This is a genomic window from Corallococcus sicarius, assembly GCF_003611735.1.
Lineage (GTDB): Bacteria > Myxococcota > Myxococcia > Myxococcales > Myxococcaceae > Corallococcus > Corallococcus sicarius.
Window position 1 is genome coordinate 25291 of the sequence record NZ_RAWG01000018.1, and the last position, 16519, is coordinate 41809.

Below are 16519 nucleotides of genomic sequence, written 5' to 3' on the forward strand. Positions count from 1 at the left end.
GCGAAGGGCTGCGGCAGGCGGAGGCGCTTGCGGCGCACCTCAGTTCGAGCACCAGAGCCGGACCGTGCGGTCCGCGCCCAGGGTCGCGAGCTGGCCGGTCCGTGCGAAGGAGGCCCCGATGACGGCGCGGGGCCACTGCTCTTGCGAGGCGGACGTCCCGTGTCCCACCAGCCGCTCACGAACGGTGAAGCCCGAGGTCTTCCAGAGTTGCACCTCAGCCTCAAGGCTTCCGGTGGCCAGCACTGTGCTGTCCGGCGAGAACGCCGCGGCGAAGTGGGCAGCGAGTGACGCGCTCGTGTCTGTTCCAAGGCCGCGGACCTCAACCGAGGACAAGCCGCTGTACCGGTTCGAGACGGCCAGCCATCGTCCATCGGGAGAGAAGTCCACCTTCGAGCCTCCCTCGTCGTAGTCCATCTCGAAGGTGTGGCTCACGGTGCCCTCGGCGATGTCGAGCAACCGGATGTGGATGCGTCCGTCGTACGCATAGGTCGCGATGGAACGACCATCCGGAGAGAAGTCAGCGACATGCGCATTCAGCGCGAAGGTCTTGAGCCGCTCATTCGATGCGACATCGCGCAGGAGGATGCGGTCCTGCTCGAGCCCCGCGGACATCTTGAAGTCCGGAGACAGGGCCTGGCCCCGAAATGACTGGAGCGCCTGTCCCGTGGTCAGGTCGTAGATGGCATCGCCCGCGAGGAGCTGGCGCTGGTCCGGGCTGAACTGCACGCGCTCGGTGGCCGGGATGTTGGAGGTCGCCACCAGGTGTTGATTCGAGGTCCGCCAGATGGCCAGTGTTCCGTTCGCAAAGCCCACCAGCAGCGAGCCGTCCAGGGAGAAGACCAGCGGCCCCTGCATGACAGGCCCCAGGGAGACGGTCCGCACGGTGCCCGGGTCCTGGACGGGATGGATGCGGACCTCGTTGCCCCAGGGGCCGCACAACTGGCCATCGCCGTTGCACCAGAAGGCACTCACCCCTACGTCGACGATGAGCTGGGTGCTGTCCTGGCTGAAGGACAGGCGGCTGACGTAGGACGTGTCCGCCTCGGTGAAGGTGTGGAGCTTCGTCCAGTCCGCCACCCGGTACACCTTCACGTCGGGGCCCACTGCCTCTGCGTAGAGCTGGCCATCCGGGGAGAATGTGCTCGCATCGTGAATCATCGACTGTTCCAGTCGCTTGACCTCCGCCCCCGTGTCGAGCCGCACCACGATGCCGCCCGAGGCCAGGAGCGCGCCGTCCCTGGACCAGGCGACCTGCCCTCCTGAGAGGAGGGGAAAGGCCCGCGATCCGGAGGCATCCCGGGCGCTCACGACGATGATGGAATGGTGCATGGAGATGGCCAGCGAGGCCCCATCAGGGGAGAAGGCCAGGGATTGGACGAGCTGCTCGTACCGCCGCTCCCAGGTGCCCAGGATGCCTCCATCCGCGACGCGATGGATGCGGACCCTGGCGAGGCTGTCTCCTTCCGTGTCGAAGCCTCCCGTGGCGAGGAACGCGCCGTCCGCCGAAAGCGCCAGGGCCGTGGTCCGGAAGGCCAGGGGTCGTTCGAGGCTCAGGATCAGCTTCAGATCCGGAAAGCTCCAGACCCGTGTCGCCGTGCGGCTGGCCGCCGCCAACCGGCGCCCGTCCTCCGAGAACGCCACGCCGACCTGCTCGCCCGGAAGGTCCCAGAGCGTCTGGATCCGGTTCCCATTCGCGGGTTGATAGAGGACGAGCTGACCCGACAGGGTGGCCACCGCCAGCACCGAGCCATCTGGCGACAGCGCGGAAGCCGCGAGGGCCCCGGCCCCGATGGCACCACAGGGGCGGAAGGGGGCCGCGCTCGACACCGGAGGCTCCTGGGCGGGTGGTGGATTCTCCGTGGGAGGGGCCGGCGGCCGCTCTTCCGTGCAAGCGCCAAGGACGACCACGGCCAGGACCGCGGCGAAGCGAACAGGATTCATCCAATGTCTCATGTGCGAAGGGTCAGGGAGCGAAGCGTGACCGGCGATGCGCATACGCGGCGTGCCGCGCCTGCCTGACAGGGCCCTTCAAATCCTACCATTCGCCGGGCTGCCCGATGAGCACCGCTCCCTGAGCGGCTCAGGGCTTCTTCTGCTTGGAGCCTTCCCATTCAAAGTGCACGGCGGGCGCCTTGACGGCCTTCGCGTCCTTCATGAGGAAGCCCTCCTGGCGCGTGCGGGCGCGCTCCAGGGCGGGCCGCAGGGACTCGGGGATGGGCAGCAGCACGCCCACCTCGAACATCTTCCCGCGACACACCGGCCTCTCGTAGCCGAAGGCGATGCGCACCGCGACCTTGTTGCCTTCCACGTGGTGGAACGCGACCGAGCGCTTCACGTTGTCGATCTGGAACCCGACGCAGTCATCGCCGGGCACCAGGATCGCCAGCAGGGCCTCCACGGTCCTGGCCTTCTTGAAGGCCGCTTCGTCGCGGACGTGCTGCTTCACGAACTCGTCCGCCTTGAGGGCCTTGAGGACGTCCTTCTCCGGGAACACATCCAGCAGGTTGAAGGCGCCCCGGTCCTTGTCCTTCGTCACGTCCTCGGTGACGTAAATGCGGATCGCATACAGCGCGCCCCCGGTGAAGCCCCCGCTGTTGTCCTCGTAGCTCACCCAGGGGCCCACGACAGAGAGCACGGTGTAGGACTGAGCGGCCTCCCAGTCGGACGTGTCCGGGGCACCCTCAGGCGGGTCCTGGGTGTCCTCCGGGTCGCCCACGAGATTCGCGAGGAAGCCCTTCTTGCGCGACTGGAGGCCGAAGACCTCCTTGCCATCGCGCAGGGCGCGCAGGTCCTTCGACGACATCTCGAACGTCACGTCGGTGCCGGTCACCTTCCACGTGAGCGGTGAAGCCTTGGGAGCGGGAGCAGGCGCGGCCGTAAGCAGCGCCATCATCACCACGGAGCTCATGAGCATGCGTGCCATTCCTCAACGAATTGCCGGGCTTCTTCTCAAAGCGCCAGGAGCACATCCACTTGCGCGCTCAGCGCGCGGGCCTCTTCGGCCCTGCCGAGCTGGGTGTAGAGCGCTACCGCGTCGCGACGCTCCTGGATTTCGCGCTGGAGGAGCGCCTCCACCGCCTCCGGGGACAAGAGCAGTCGAGGCACCTCACCACTCCCGAGTCCCCCCGCACTGCCGGCGATGCCTCCACTGACCGGAGCAGGCGCGACGCTCATGTCGGGCGCCTCGGCATTGTCGATGGCGGCGAGCGTTTCCCGAAGCACCGCCGAGGCGGGTGCATTCCGAGTGCGCAGTGCGTCTTTCAGCGCGGCACGCAGCGTTGCCTTCCATTCATCCACGGTCCTCATACGCCTCCAGGGGGGCTGAGACTGAAGCCCAAGGGGTCAAAGCGAACAGGCCGCGCGAGGAGCACGCCGCTTCTGGACGAAGGTGCTCACCGCGGCCTTGAAGCACTCTGGCGCCGTGAAGAGCAGGAAGTGAGGCCCACCCTTGACGGTGAACAGGTGGACGCCAGCCGCTTCGGGCAGGAGGCGCAGATGGGCCTGGGCGCCAGCAAGGGGCGTCTTGGGGTCCATGTCGCCCTGGAGCACCAGCACCGGCGGAAGCGTGGCGGGAGACTTGCCGAACCACTCGTCGCGCGGATAGGCCAGTGACGTTCGACCGACGAGCTGACCCGGCAGGCTGCTGACGAACAGGAACCGGGCGGCTTCTGCCTCCACCTCGGCCTTCGTGAGACCTGGCCGGGCGTTGTTCTCGGAGGCGCTGATCACCGCGACGAGCGGGATGGAGAGCGAGGCCTGCGGGAAACGGTCGAACTGGGCGCCCAGTGCCTCCAGTTCCTGCTCGACCTGCTGCAACGGCTTGAGGTCTCCGCCCTTGAGGCCCGAGAGGACGAGGGGAATCCGCGCCCGCAGCTTCGGGCTGTCCAGCAGGGCTCCAAAGAAGAGCTTCGGATGTCCCCCGGGGACGGCAGCGGACACCTTGGGATCGTCGACGAGCCCCTGCATCGCGGCGACCGCCGAGTCCCCGAGACGCGCACGGCAGGCCGGATCCGCGTCGCAACGCGCGAGCACCGCGCGGCCCACCTCGTCAACGACAGCCGAGCGATGACTGAGGTCCCATTGCTCGGTCGTCTCCGGAGGAACGAGGGAGTCGAGCACGATCCCATCCAGGCGCTTCGGCGGGGCGACCGTCATCATGCGCAACACCAGCTGCGTGCCGTAGGAGACCCCATAGAGCCACGTCTTCTGGCCGGCGGAGTAGCGCTCCATCAGCGCGCGCAAATCGTGGGCGGAGTGGGTGATGGTGAAGGCGCGGGTGCGCTTGGCATCGGACTCCAGCGCCTCGAAGCAGGTCGCCCACTCGGCGCCTTCGAGCGCGGCGCCTCCGGCGCTGTCGGCGGCCTCCTCCTTCTGGCAGAGCCGGCTTGAGAAACCCGTCCCGCGATGATCCGGGATCAGCAGGTCATGTCCCGGGAAGGAGGCCCGCAGCGTCTTCAGCAGCGGGTAGAACGAAGCCCCTGACTCGCCGGGCCCACCCGCCACGAGCCAGACGTGCCCGGCCGACCGTCCCGGAGCCGGGAACTTGCGGACGAAGAGTTCGATCTGCTCACGGCTGGGGTCCGCGTAGTCCAACGGCGCGCTGAAGCGGGCGCAGAGGGAACCGGCGAGAGCGGCATCCTTCTTCGCGTCCTGGCAACCGACGAACCCATCCGCACGGGGCGCCGTGCCTTGCTCGGCCGCGTGCGCGGGGCTGCCCAGGACGAGTGCACCCCAGAGGGCGACCACGGCTGCGAAAGTGGGACAATTCATGTTCACGCTCCGAGAAGGCCCGGGACCTTCCCAGAGAGGACCCACGAGCGCAATTCAACGCGTATTCATGGACGACGCTCCAGTCACAACAGGCCGCCTGACGCGCTGACAGTGCGCGGTCGCGAGGCTAGCGTTCGCGGATGGCCAAGACGACACCGAGCCGGACGGCGCTGAAGATCGCGCGCTTCATGGTGCTGCTGGACGCGATGCCCCACCTGCGCGACGTGCTTCCTACCGGCGCGGCAGCGACCGTCGAGCGCATCCTCCTGTCCTCGCAGGCGCTTCCAGCCCGCCAGGTCGAGGGAATGCGCAGCCCCGCGACGATCCGGTTCGCGCACCTGAGCGAGCGGCTGCTGGGACAGGGACAGCTGGTGTGGTTCGGCCTTCGCAAGCGCTGGATGGCCGAACAGGTCGAGGCCGCCATCGCTGCCGGTGCCAGGCAGCTCCTCGTGCTCGGCGCCGGGTTTGATCCGCTCGCCGCGATGGTCGCTGCACGGCACCCGGAGGTCCTCTGCCTGGAGCTTGATGCGCCCCAGACGGCGGAGCCGAAGCGGACTGGCATCCTGCGAGCGGGGCTGGCGCGCGCGAACCATCAGGTGATCACCGCCGATCTCTCCCGCCAGTCGCTGGCCGAGGCCCTGTCGCGATCGCCCTGGAACCCGGAGCTGCGCAGCATCCTCGTCGCCGAGGGACTGCTGATGTACTTGAAGCCCGCGGAGGTGAAGGGCTTCTTCAATGCCGCGCGCGCACTCACCGGCACCGGGAGCAGGATCGCCTTCTCCTCGGTGGGCGCGGACGAGCACGGGAACCCGCGGCTCGGGGTGCTGGATCGCCCCATCCGCTTCGCCCTGCGCCTGGCGGGAGAGCCGATGCACTGGGGCATCCGCCCCGCTGACGTGCCCGCGTTCCTGGGCCACCTCGGGTTCCGGGCGCTCGCGCAGCCGACCCCGGACTCACTCCGGGAGCGCCATCTTGCGCCCCTGGGGCTCCCGGACGAGCCCCTCCGGCCCTACGAGCACCTGGTGCTGGCAGAGGACGTGCGCGTCGAGAGCGCGTGACGCGGGAGGAAGCGCACGCCGTCCTCCCCTGGCACGACGACGCCGTCCGACGCTGTTGCTTGCTCCCTACTCGCCGCGCTTCTTCTTCCCCCGCGCGACTTCCGTGGCCAGGGCGTCCAGCTTCGGTGTCCAGAACGCGCGGAAGCGGTCCAGCCAGGCGTCCACCTCCGCCAGGGGCGCGGCGTCCACTGCGTAGAGCCGCCGGGCGCCATCCACCCGCACCGTCGCGAAGCCGTTGTCCCGGAGGACCTTCAGGTGCTGCGAGACGGCGGACTGCGTGATGCCGAACTCGCGCTGCACCACGGCCACGACCTCGCCCGAGGCGTGCTCGCCTTCCGCCAGCAGCTCCAGGATGCGGCGGCGGACCGGATCTCCGAGGACGTCGAAGGCGTGCATCAGCCTCCTGTATAGAACGCGGCCGTGCGCTCGGCCATCCCTCGGGCCACGTCCGGAACCTCTCCGGCCGCCACGTGGGCGTCGGCCCAGGACTGGGCGCTCGCACGCATGAAGGCTTTCGCCTCGTCGGAAGCGCTCCAGGAGGCAGCGGCTTCCGCGGCCACGTCCTTGCCTGTCTCGAGGTATTGGCCCAGCCCCAGGAAGCTCAGGTCCCAGCCCACGCCCGTGGCACCCGGGCCGAACTGGCTCCAGAACTGTTCGACGTCCGCGGCGTGCACGATGTGCTCGAGCGTCAGCCGCGTGCCCTTCCCTTCCGGCGCCATGCGGACGGTCACCCAGCTCATGCCGCCGTTCATCTCCCAGGTGAGATCAAACGCCGTGGGCCGGTCGCAGCGCGTGATGGTCCCTCCCGCGTTCCCCTTGAGCTGATAGCGGCCGCCCCGCTGCAACTGCCCCTCGATGGGCATGAACCAGCGTGGGATGCGCTCGGCGTTGGTGACCGCGTCCCACAGGTCCTCGATGTCGGTGGAATAGACGCGGTGTGCGACGACCACGTGGGCCGGCTTGCCTTCGTGCTCGCGCTCGACGCATGCGCGGAACTCGGCGCCAATGAGCTTGTGAAGCATGTGTGGACCTCCTGCGTTCACGAAGTCACTACAGCCGGGGCTCATATTAGTCAATTCTAATATACCCATCCTCCCAGCGCCATCACCGAGCCACGGACCGTGCATGGGTTTGACAAAACCGGCCAAGTCGGATTTCCCTCTTTATCATGAACTTCAAAAACCCGGTGTTTGGAGTGGTGGCGCTGGCCCTCTCCGCCTGTGGCGGCGAGGCGTCCGTTGACGACGGCGCGGTGGGCTCGACCGAGCAGGCGGCGTTCTCGGGGGTGAATGGCACGGTGTGCGAGGAGAGCCCGTACAACTGCAAGCTGCGCCCCTCCGGTGGCAACCGCGTCCTCACCAATGATCCGGACGACGACGACTCCTGGGCGCTCTACACGGGCGGGCCCGTCCGCGACGGCAACGGCACCGTGGTGGGCATCTCCACCCGGACGAGCGCCACGTTCAACCATGGCCAGACGCGCACCTTCGCGGGCGAGCTGCATGCCTTCGCGGTGTCCACGTCCAACTCCAGTGCGGGCTGGCTCCCCATGTCCGCCATCAAGGGCCGCACGTCCTTCGAGGACAAGGTCGGGCACGTCTCCGCGCTGAGCTCCGGCCTGTCCAAGATGGCGTGCTACGCGGTGCGCAACTGGCACGACACCAACCTCGAGTTCAAGAAGGTCGTCTACGACAGCGACGCGACCCACGAGCGCGCCGGGGACTACCTGCCGCTCGTGCGAGCCAATGGCCTGCGCTCGGCGAACCTCACCTTCAACGTGCCGGGCTTCGGCCTGGGCGGCGTCGCGGTGGACCACTTCCCCGCCGGCACGAAGTTCCAGCGCCTGGACGTGCCCACCAACTCCGGCGCCCCGTCCATCGACATCCCGCTCTGGGTCCAGGACAGCGTGGGCCGCTACCGCCAGCAGTCCGGGACGATGAAGTTCATCTACGGCTACGTCATCGCCGCGACCAGCACCCGCCGCAACGGTTGGATGGCGTACGACGCGCTCGAGGTCAGCTCCGGCTGCCCCTGAAGCCCGTCCGTCATGGCGTGAGGACGAGCCACCCGAGCGCCTCCCGCAGTCGCTCGGGCATCGCCACGGCCTTGCGCGTCTGGCGGTCCACGAAGACGTGCACGAAGTAACCGTGGGCCGCCGCCTCTTCCTCACCCTCCTTGAAGAGCGCGATGCCGTACGTGACGGAGCGGTTGCCGAGCTTGTCCACGCGCAGCCCCGCCCGCAGGCGGTCGGGGTACGCGAGCGGCGCGTGGTAGCCACACTTCGACTCCACCACCAACCCGATGACGCTCCCCGCGTGGATGTCCAGGCCGCCCTCGTGGATGAGGTAGTGGTTCGCGACGGTGTCGAAGTAGCTGTAGTACGTGACGTTGTTGATGTGGCCGTACAGGTCGTTGTCCATCCACCGCGTGGTGATGGGCAGGAAGTAGCGGTAGCGGTCGGCGGTCTCGGTGTTGGACACGGTGGGCTCCGGGCCTTCGTCGGTTACCAGTAGCGCAATGCCTGGCGGAACAGGTCGGTGAGCACGGGCCGGGTCATCTCCCGGGGCGCGTTCTGGAGCAGGCGCTGCTGCGGGAAGGCGCCCTCCGTCAGCGCCGCCACGTCCGCGTCGGTGTACCCCACCCCACCCAGGCCGTTGGGCATGCCCACCGCGCGCATCACCTCCACCAGCCTGCCCGCGAGCACCTCGCCCGCATCCCCAGGCCCCGCGCCGCGCAGGTCCGCGCCCAGGTAGCCCGCGGCCTCCAGGTGTCGCTCGGGGTTCGCGGTGGCGGTGTAGCGGAACACGGCCGGGGCGTTGACGATGACGGCCATGCCATGCGGCACCAGCGCTTCGTCGTCCGGATAGCCGCCCGATGGCCGGAAGTCACGCACCCGCCCGGCCACGGCGTAGGCCATGCCGTGCGGCGCGTGCACACCGGCGTTGCCGAACGCGATGCCCGCGAGCGTGGCCGCCCACATCAACTGCTCGCGCGCCTCCGCGTCCCCCGCGTCCTTCACGCCGCGCTCCAGGTACAGGCCCATCAGCCGCAAGGCCTCACGGCAGCCCAGGTCGCTCCAGGGGTTCGCGCCCTGGCTCATGGGCCGCAGGCTCGGCCGCGCCGGCGCGGGGCGGCGCACGTACGGCCGCGCCGTATAGGACTCCAGCGCATGGGACAGCACGTCCAGCCCGCTGGCGGCCACCACCTCGCCGGGCAGCGTCGTGGTGCAGTCCGGGTCGATGAGCGCCTCCGTGGGCCGCAGCGCCGGTGACGCGATGCCCGTCTTCGCCGAGAGGGAGAGCAGGTCGAAGATGGTGATGCCCGTCACCTCGCTGCCCGTCCCCGACGTGGTGGGGCACGCGAGGTGTGGCTTGAGCGGACCGGGCACCGGCCGCCCCTCCCCCACCGGCGCGTTGACGTAGGCCAGGAAGTCCGCCGGATGCGTGGCGTAGAGGTTCGCCGCCTTGCACGTGTCGATGACCGAGCCCCCACCCAGGGAGACATAGCCATCCGGCCGGAGCTCCGAGGCGAAGCGCGCCGCGTCCAGGAAGGACTGGTCCGTGGGCTCGACGTGCACGTCCGTGTACACGGCCACGTCCAGCCCGGCGGCGAGCAGCGACTGGCGGACCTTCTCGAAGTGCGGCAGCCGCGCCACCCGCGCGTCGGAGAACAGCGCCACGCGCGTCATCCCCAGCGCCCGGGCGCGGTCGCCCACCTCCGCCAGACACCCCCGGCCGAAGGTGATGCGTGAGGTGTCCACGGTGAAGGCGCCGTCGCAGCCTTCACCGACAGCGGGATGGTGGCAGCAGCCCATGGCGTCGTTCCTCCGGATCCGTCCCACCGCAATCTACAGGGACGTGACAGGCGCGAGCGCACAGGATGTCAGGGTTCGTGCGGAACGACAGAAGCCGGAAGGCCGCATGCGCTCGCGGCTCCCGGCCTCAGGCGTGAAGGAACCTGACGGTTCGGATTACGGGCAGGCTCAGGCGGACCCTACCCCCGCCCCTCTGACAGCCTCATGTCAGGATACAGCACGCCTCAGCCGTGCTCCGGAGGCCCTGGCGGCAGCTCCACGACGAACCTCGCCCCCTGCCCCGGCGCGCTCTTCACGGAGATGCATCCCCCGTGCGCCTGGACGATCTGCCGCGTGATGAAGAGCCCCAATCCCAGCCCGCCATAGTTGCGCGAGGCGGCGCGCTCGAAGCGCTCGAAGATGCGGCCCTGGGCCTCGGGCGCGATGCCCATGCCCTCGTCCTGCACGACGAGCCGCGCCTTTCGTCCCGCCTCTCGGTCATGACACACCACCTCCATCCGGATGGCCCGCCCCGCGCCGTACTTCATCGCGTTGGTCAGCAGGTTGAACATCACCTGCTCCATCCGCAGCCGGTCCCACCGCCCCCAGACGGGCTCCGGGGCCACCAGCGCGAACTCGCAGCCCGTCTTCTCGAACTGCTCCGCCAGGTGGCTGGCCACGCTCCGGGCCACCGCCACCAGGTCCATGGACTCCAGGTGCAGGTCCAGCCGCTGCTCGTTGATGCGCGTGACGTCCAGCAGGTGCTCCACCAATTCCGACAGCCGCTGGAGCTGGGAGCCGAAGACCTCCAGCATCCGCGACACCTTCTCCGTGGGCAGCGGACGGGCGGCCGTGAGGGCGGACTCCAGCTGCTGCACGCGCAGCTTCATGGAGGTCAGCGGGGTCTTCAGCTCATGGGAGGCGATGGACAGGAACTCATCCCGCGCGCGGATGGACTCCTGCGCCGAGCAGTAGAGCTGGGCATTGTCGATGGCATTGGCGGCCCGCCGGCCCAGCTCCTCCGTCAGCGCCAGCTCCGCCTGCGCATACGCCTGCCCCGGGCTGGGGGAGACGAGGAACAGCACGCCCAACGTCCGGCCCCGCGTCTGGAGGGGCACGCCGAGCGAGGGCCGCCCCTGGAGCGTCCGCACCACGGCCCACCGCTCCTCCGCCAGCGCCGCGGAGTCCAGCAGGCCCCGCGAGTGGCCAGACGCCTCCGACCTGCCGGTGGCCAGGACCCGGGCAGGGCCTCCCTCGCCCTCCAAGACAGGCGGGTGGCGCTGGAGGAACTCCCGCACGGCCGCCACGCGGGCCGGCGAGCTGTCCGCCACCGCCACCGGCCGCAGGGACTCGCCCCCGTCCGTCCTCACGAAGACGACACACAGGTCCGCGAGCCCCGGCACCGCCAGCTCGGCGACGCGCTGGAGCGTCGTCTCGTAGTCGAGCGAGGTCACCAGCTCGCGGCCCGCCTCGGCCAGGAAGCGCTGGGAGCGCTCCATCCGCTTGCGCTCGGTGATGTCGGTGGCGATGCCGCAGAGCGCATAGGCCTCGCCGGTGGCGTCGAAGAGCGGGAACTTCTGCGTGAGGTGGATGTGCATCCCGTCGTCGTGCGCGACCCGCTCCTCCACCTCCACGGCGGCGCGGGAGCGGAGGACGCCCTCGTTGGTGTGGTGCAGGGCCTCCGCGATCTCCCGGGGGAAGACGTCGAAGACGGTCCGGCCGGCCACCTGTTGCCGGGTGCGGTGGAAGAGACGCTCCCACTCGCGGTTCACGAAGATGAAGCGCTCCCGCGTATCCAGCAGGAAGCAAACGGTGGGCGCGTTGTCCAGGATGGCGCGCAGCCTCCGCTCGCTCTCGAGGAGCGCATCCTCCACCCGCTTGCGTTCGGTCACGTCGATGAGCACCGCGAGGGAGCGGACCACCGTGCCAGAGGCGTCCCGCTCCGCGATGGCGGACAAGAGGACGTCCATGCGCTGCCCGCCCTTCTTCACGAGCTGATACGGCACATCCCAGCAGCCCCCCGTCTTGAAGTACGCGGGGAGGACGACCTCACGGGCGTACCGCCGCGACTCGGGCGTCAGGAACTCCACCGAGTCGCGCCCGAGCACCTCCTCGCGCGCATAGCCCATCTTGTTCAACCAGCAATCACTGACACTGATGAGCCGCCCCTGCCGGTCGATGGAGTGCATCATCACGGGGGTGTTGTTGTAGAGCGAGCGGTACTTCTCCCACCCCGCGCGCATCGCCGCATCCATGCGCTTGTGTTCGGTGACGTCGGTGAAGAGGGAGACGGCGCCACGCAGCCTGCCGGCCTCGTCGTGGACCGGCCTCGAGTTCACGAGCAGCCAGGCCCCCGCCGGCCTCTGCGCGTTGCGCAGGAAGAACTCCGCGCGGACGACGGATTCGCCACGCAGGGCCCGGGCGATGGGCAGCGAGTCCGCCGGATGGGGCGTCACCTGATCCGCCAGGTAGATGCCGAAGTGCTCCGGCCACCGGGAGACGGGCACACCCACCGCCCCCATGCCCAGGATGTGCTCCGCCATCGGGTTGATGAGCACCAGCTGATGGTGCTCGTCCACCACGAGGACGCCCTCCCCCATGCTGGCGAAGACGGACTCGAGGATGTGGCCGTGCCCTGGCGGAGCCCCGCCCAGGGTCGGATGCGCCGGGCTGTCGTGCAGGCGAGCCATGGGTCCGGGAAGAGCAGCCTGGGCCCTTCCGCCTTCAACGATGGTGGCGCCTCCGCCTGCCGCCAACCCGTCCGCCCGGCCCCAACCCCCGGGCGTCGCCTGGCGGCGCGCTGTCGGGCCGGCCGCGTGGGAGCCCCCACACAGCCTGGGAGGCGGGCCCCGTGTGGCTCAGCGCGGCAGGGAGCGGACAGGGTGCGTCAGACATGCCAAACCAGACCGCGTCACCCGAGGGGACCTTGTCTGGGATTCAGCGGCGGCCCGCATGTGACAATGCCGTCAAACTCCAGATGCCCGGGACGCAAAATCACGGCCCCCATGGAAGAACCGTCCCTCCATTGACAGGAGTTGATTGCAGGATTTACAAGCATTCAGTTACTTGCGGAGAGATGATCGTCTTTCATCAGAAGGCCACCGGGTCGCACGCGAACGCCAGGTGAGGGGTTCGCGGATGAGGTCGGTGTCGTAGTGCGGCGGGGAGCGCGTCGTTGACGGACGCGTACGAGCACTGAGCCATCCCAAGGAGCACCGACATGCGAACGTCTTCGTCCTGGCGCGTGAAGTCCTGGCGTCCCCTCTCTGCCCTGGCACTGGGTTGCGCCCTCCTCCCACCGCTGAGCGCCATGGCGGCCCCGGCGTCCGGAGGCACGCCGCCACCGGGCACCTCGCGTGAAGCGGCGTTGCCGCCGGCGAAGCTCGTCATTGAGCGGGCCCCGGGCCTCACCTCTGGGGCAGGCCGCTCCTCGCTGGTCACCGCGTCCGGGCTCGTCTTCCACCGCACCGTGCGTCCCGTCTCCTCGCTGCGCACCGTCACCGTCCCGGGGCCCGCCGTCCAATTGCACGTCTGGCGGGAGCAGCAGCCGGATGGCACGCGCCAGGACTTCATGGCCTACACGCGCGGGGGCACGGAGCTGCTCGGGCGGGTGCGTGAGACCCAATACAGGGTGCGACTGGAGGGAGCCGGGTTTGATCCGCTCCAGGGCGGACAATCCCAGACAGGCAACCTGCTGGCCGCGGACGCGGGCAACACCCTGCACCTGGTGCAGTTCCTGGGCACGCCCCTGCCCGGGTTCCACGAGGCCGTCGAGCGCGAGGGGGGCAAGGTGTTGCGCTTCCTCACCGACCACACCTTCCTCGTGGAGATGGACGGCGACACCCACAAGCGCGTGGCGGACCTGCCCTACGTGCGCTGGGTGGGGCCCTACCATCCCGAGTACCGCCTGGAGCCGGTGCTGCGCGACGCGCTGCTGGGCCGCGCGGCGCGGCTGCCGGACACGCAGCGCTACTCCCTCATGCTGGGGGAGCGCGGCGCCGCGCGACAGGACGCCGTGGTGAAGCGGGTGCGCGCGGTCGGCGGCCGGGTGGACCTGGTGGAGCCGGGCGGCCTGCGCGTGGAGGCCACGCTCACGCATGAGCAGCTGGCGCAGGTGGTGCGCGCCAACGAGGTGCAGTTCGTTGATCGCTGGGGTGGCCCCGGCGAGGTGGACATGGACATCGTCCGGGAGCTGGGGGGCGCCAACGCGCTCCAGTCGCTCAAGGGGTGGACGGGCCAGGGCGTGCGCGGGGAGATCTTCGACACCGAGCTGCGCACCACCCACCAGGAGTGGGCCACCCCGCCCATCATCCACAGCACGGGCACCACCGGGTCGCTGCACGGCACCAGCTGCTACAGCAACAACTTCGCCCGGGGCGTGGACCCGGCCGCGCGGGGCATGATTCCGAGCGGACAGGGCATCTTCTTCCTCTACAGCGAGTCCACCCAGTTCGGTGGCGCCAAGTCCCGCTACGACATCAACCAGGAGCTCATCAACCCCGCGGGCCCGTACCGCGCGGTGTTCCAGACCTCCAGCGTGGGCAGCGCGCTGACGACGTCGTACACCACCGTCTCCGCGGAGGTGGATGACTACCTCTTCCGGCACCCCATCCTCAGCACGCAATCCCAGAGCAACGCGGGCAGCCGGCAGTCCCGCCCGCAGGCCTGGGCGAAGAACATCGTCTCGGTGGGCGCCTTCCAGCACCTCAACACCCTGTCGCGCGCGGATGACCGCTGGGGCTTCAGCGGCAGCATCGGCCCGGCGCAGGACGGCCGCATCAAGCCGGACCTGTCGTACTTCTACGACTCCATCCGCTCGGCGAGCGGCGGCTCCAACACCAGCTACACGGAGTTCGGGGGCACCAGCTCCGCCACGCCGCAGACGGCCGGCCACTTCGGCTTGCTGTTCCAGATGTGGCACCAGGGCGTGTGGGCGGGCTACGGCAACAAGGCGGATGTCTTCACCAGCCGCCCGCAGATGGCCACCGCCAAGGCGCTGATGATCAGCCATGCGCACCGCTACAACTGGTCCGTGGGCGGCGCCAACGCAGACATCGACCGCAACAAGCAGGGCTGGGGGAACCCGGACGTGAAGCGCCTGCTGGACCGCGCCGCCGTCACGAGCATCATCGATGAGACGGACGTGGTGACCCCGTTGGGCGTCAGGACCTACAGCGTGAAGGTCGCCTCCGGCCAGACGGAGCTGAACGTCACCCTGGCCTACACGGACCCCATGGGCACGGTGGGCGCGGCCCAGGCCCGCATCAATGATCTGTCCCTGCGCGTGACGGACCCCGCGGGCACCGTCTACTGGGGCAACAACGGCCTGAGCGCCGGCAACTTCTCCACGCCGGGAGGCACGTCCAACAAGGTCGACACGGTGGAGAACGTCTTCCTCGCGAATCCCGCGGCGGGCCTGTGGAAGGTGGAGGTGCTGGGCGACGAGGTCATCCAGGACAACCACCTGGAGACGGCGGCGGTGGACGCCGACTACGGCCTGGTGGTGAACGGCGGCACCCTGCTGGTGGGTGACGTCTCCGGCAATGGCTGCATCAACGAAGAGGACCTGAACCTCGTCACCGCTTCCATCGGGCAGCTCGTGCCGCCCGGCAACCCCGCATACGACCTGGACGTCAGTGGCCGCATCGACATCTACGACCGGAACATCATCCTCCAGAACTATGGGAAGGGCTGCCCGTAGCGCCGGGCTCATCCCAGACAGTGTCAAAGAGTGTCCCCCGTCGTACCGCTGCATGTCGTTGGTTCCTCTGACTCCCAGGAGCTCATCCCATGCGTACTGAATCGAAGCGTCGTTTCCTGTCCAAGGCCGCCGTCGCCCTCGCCTGCGTCGGGGGGCTGGCCTCCAGCACCGCCCTGGCCGACGAGCACGTCCTCATCCTGCTCGACAAGACGGGCAGCATGGGCGGCACGTCCGTCCCCGGCCTGACGCGCCTGCAGGTGGCCAAGGCGCGCATCGACGGCTATCTGCAGATCATCCCCAGCGTGCCGACGAAGTATGCGTTCTGGACGTTCGACAACGCCGGCCCCACGCAGGTCATCAACTTCGCGGCCAACGCGACCCCGGCGCAGATCAGCGCGGCCGTCAACGCGACGACGCTGGGCGGCAACACGCCGCTGGCCGGCTCCGTGTGCTCGGCCGTGGACGCGCTCATCAACTTCCTGCCCAACCAGTTCCACACCAAGCGCGTCTACCTGGTGACGGATGGCGACGAGAACTCCACCCCCGCCCTGAACCAGTGCGCTGGCACATGGAGCGTGGGCGTCTGGCCCACCCTGGACGTCGGCAGCTGGCAGGCGAAGGTCCGCAACAAGGCGTGCACGGGCGACGCCAACTCGGCGGGCCCCTGCGGCGTCTTCGTGCCGCCGTACCCCCCGGGCCTCACGCTGGTCGCCGACGTGGACTTCCTCTTCACGGACAACATCCCGCTCCAGGGCGACTACGAGGGGCGTGAGCCGGGCGAGGGCCAGACGGTGCGGGTCCCCTACGAGGCCGCCCCCAGCGCGGCCACCGAGGTGCCGTTCTTCTCCGGGCTGGCCCAGGCGACCCGCGGCCGCTACGCGGGCGTCACGCAGAAGACCCCCGCCACCCAGGCCACCCCGCTGCCCGGTGACGCGAACCTGGACGGCTGCGTGAACGTGACGGACCGCACGCAGGTGCTGAGCCAGTACGGCCAGAAGGTCCCGGTCGGCACGGGCGCCGACTTCAACCGCAGCGGCGTGGTGGACACCGGCGACTACCAGACCGTGGTGAACAACTTCGGTCGCGGCTGCACCACGCTGAGCGAGTAGCAGCACCCTGCCATGACGCCGGGCGCGGCTCCCTCCGCGCCCGGCCGTGACCGCCCGGCGGCCCGGCATGACCTGGAGGGAGCAGGGC

The 16519-nt window shown here is 69.3% G+C and carries 13 protein-coding genes; 4 read left to right on the plus strand and 9 right to left on the minus strand.

What is annotated here, in order from left to right:
• Positions 1 to 39: 39 nt before the first annotated feature.
• The 4 genes from D7X12_RS04640 to D7X12_RS04655 all read right to left on the minus strand — a co-directional run bounded on the left by D7X12_RS04640 (position 40) and on the right by D7X12_RS04655 (position 4770).
• A complete protein-coding gene (locus tag D7X12_RS04640) occupies positions 40 to 1941 on the minus strand; it encodes a WD40 repeat domain-containing protein (RefSeq protein ID WP_120624057.1) in 1902 nt (633 codons plus the stop codon).
• A gap of 139 nt (positions 1942 to 2080) precedes the next feature.
• Positions 2081 to 2914 carry a hypothetical protein gene (locus D7X12_RS04645; RefSeq protein ID WP_244224343.1) on the minus strand — a complete coding sequence of 278 codons (834 nt, stop codon included), beginning with the start codon at positions 2912 to 2914 and terminating at the stop codon, positions 2081 to 2083.
• A 35-nt stretch (positions 2915 to 2949) separates the two neighbouring features.
• Positions 2950 to 3306, minus strand: coding sequence for a GatB/YqeY domain-containing protein (locus tag D7X12_RS04650; RefSeq protein ID WP_120624059.1), 357 nt, complete (start codon positions 3304 to 3306; stop codon positions 2950 to 2952).
• 36 nt (positions 3307 to 3342) lie between these two features.
• The gene (locus D7X12_RS04655; RefSeq protein ID WP_120624060.1) at positions 3343 to 4770 is read right to left on the minus strand and encodes an alpha/beta fold hydrolase; all 1428 of its coding nucleotides are present in this window, start codon (positions 4768 to 4770) and stop codon (positions 3343 to 3345) included.
• Positions 4771 to 4910: 140 nt separating this feature from the next.
• Here D7X12_RS04655 and D7X12_RS04660 point away from each other — a divergent pair, with 140 nt between their 5' ends.
• The gene (locus tag D7X12_RS04660; RefSeq protein WP_120624061.1) at positions 4911 to 5828 is read left to right on the plus strand and encodes a class I SAM-dependent methyltransferase; all 918 of its coding nucleotides are present in this window, start codon (positions 4911 to 4913) and stop codon (positions 5826 to 5828) included.
• A 66-nt stretch (positions 5829 to 5894) separates the two neighbouring features.
• Here D7X12_RS04660 and D7X12_RS04665 read toward each other — a convergent pair whose 3' ends face one another.
• Complete coding sequence (locus D7X12_RS04665) at positions 5895 to 6224, minus strand: ArsR/SmtB family transcription factor (protein ID WP_120624062.1); 330 nt, start codon at positions 6222 to 6224, stop codon at positions 5895 to 5897.
• Positions 6224 to 6850, minus strand: a complete 627-nt coding sequence (locus D7X12_RS04670; protein WP_120624063.1) for an SRPBCC family protein — start codon at positions 6848 to 6850, stop codon at positions 6224 to 6226. The genes D7X12_RS04665 and D7X12_RS04670 overlap by 1 nt, the downstream gene beginning before the upstream one ends.
• 146 nt (positions 6851 to 6996) lie before the next feature.
• Between D7X12_RS04670 and D7X12_RS04675 the strand changes: the two genes are divergently transcribed.
• Positions 6997 to 7863, plus strand: a complete 867-nt coding sequence (locus D7X12_RS04675) for a hypothetical protein (RefSeq protein WP_120624064.1) — start codon at positions 6997 to 6999, stop codon at positions 7861 to 7863.
• A gap of 10 nt (positions 7864 to 7873) precedes the next feature.
• Here the strand turns inward: D7X12_RS04675 and D7X12_RS04680 are convergent, their stop codons facing one another.
• The 3 genes from D7X12_RS04680 to D7X12_RS04690 all read right to left on the minus strand — a co-directional run bounded on the left by D7X12_RS04680 (position 7874) and on the right by D7X12_RS04690 (position 12311).
• Positions 7874 to 8308, minus strand: coding sequence for an acyl-CoA thioesterase (locus D7X12_RS04680; protein WP_208718820.1), 435 nt, complete (start codon positions 8306 to 8308; stop codon positions 7874 to 7876).
• Positions 8309 to 8331: 23 nt separating this feature from the next.
• A complete protein-coding gene (locus D7X12_RS04685; RefSeq protein ID WP_120624065.1) occupies positions 8332 to 9642 on the minus strand; it encodes a hydroxyacid-oxoacid transhydrogenase in 1311 nt (436 codons plus the stop codon).
• 224 nt (positions 9643 to 9866) lie between these two features.
• A complete protein-coding gene (locus tag D7X12_RS04690) occupies positions 9867 to 12311 on the minus strand; it encodes a PAS domain S-box protein (protein WP_120624066.1) in 2445 nt (814 codons plus the stop codon).
• Positions 12312 to 12841: 530 nt separating this feature from the next.
• Between D7X12_RS04690 and D7X12_RS04695 the strand changes: the two genes are divergently transcribed.
• Both D7X12_RS04695 and D7X12_RS04700 read left to right on the plus strand, forming a co-directional pair.
• A complete protein-coding gene (locus tag D7X12_RS04695) occupies positions 12842 to 15322 on the plus strand; it encodes a DUF8729 domain-containing protein (protein ID WP_120624067.1) in 2481 nt (826 codons plus the stop codon).
• An 89-nt stretch (positions 15323 to 15411) separates the two neighbouring features.
• Positions 15412 to 16431, plus strand: a complete 1020-nt coding sequence (locus D7X12_RS04700; protein ID WP_120624068.1) for a VWA domain-containing protein — start codon at positions 15412 to 15414, stop codon at positions 16429 to 16431.
• Positions 16432 to 16519 lie beyond the last annotated feature (88 nt).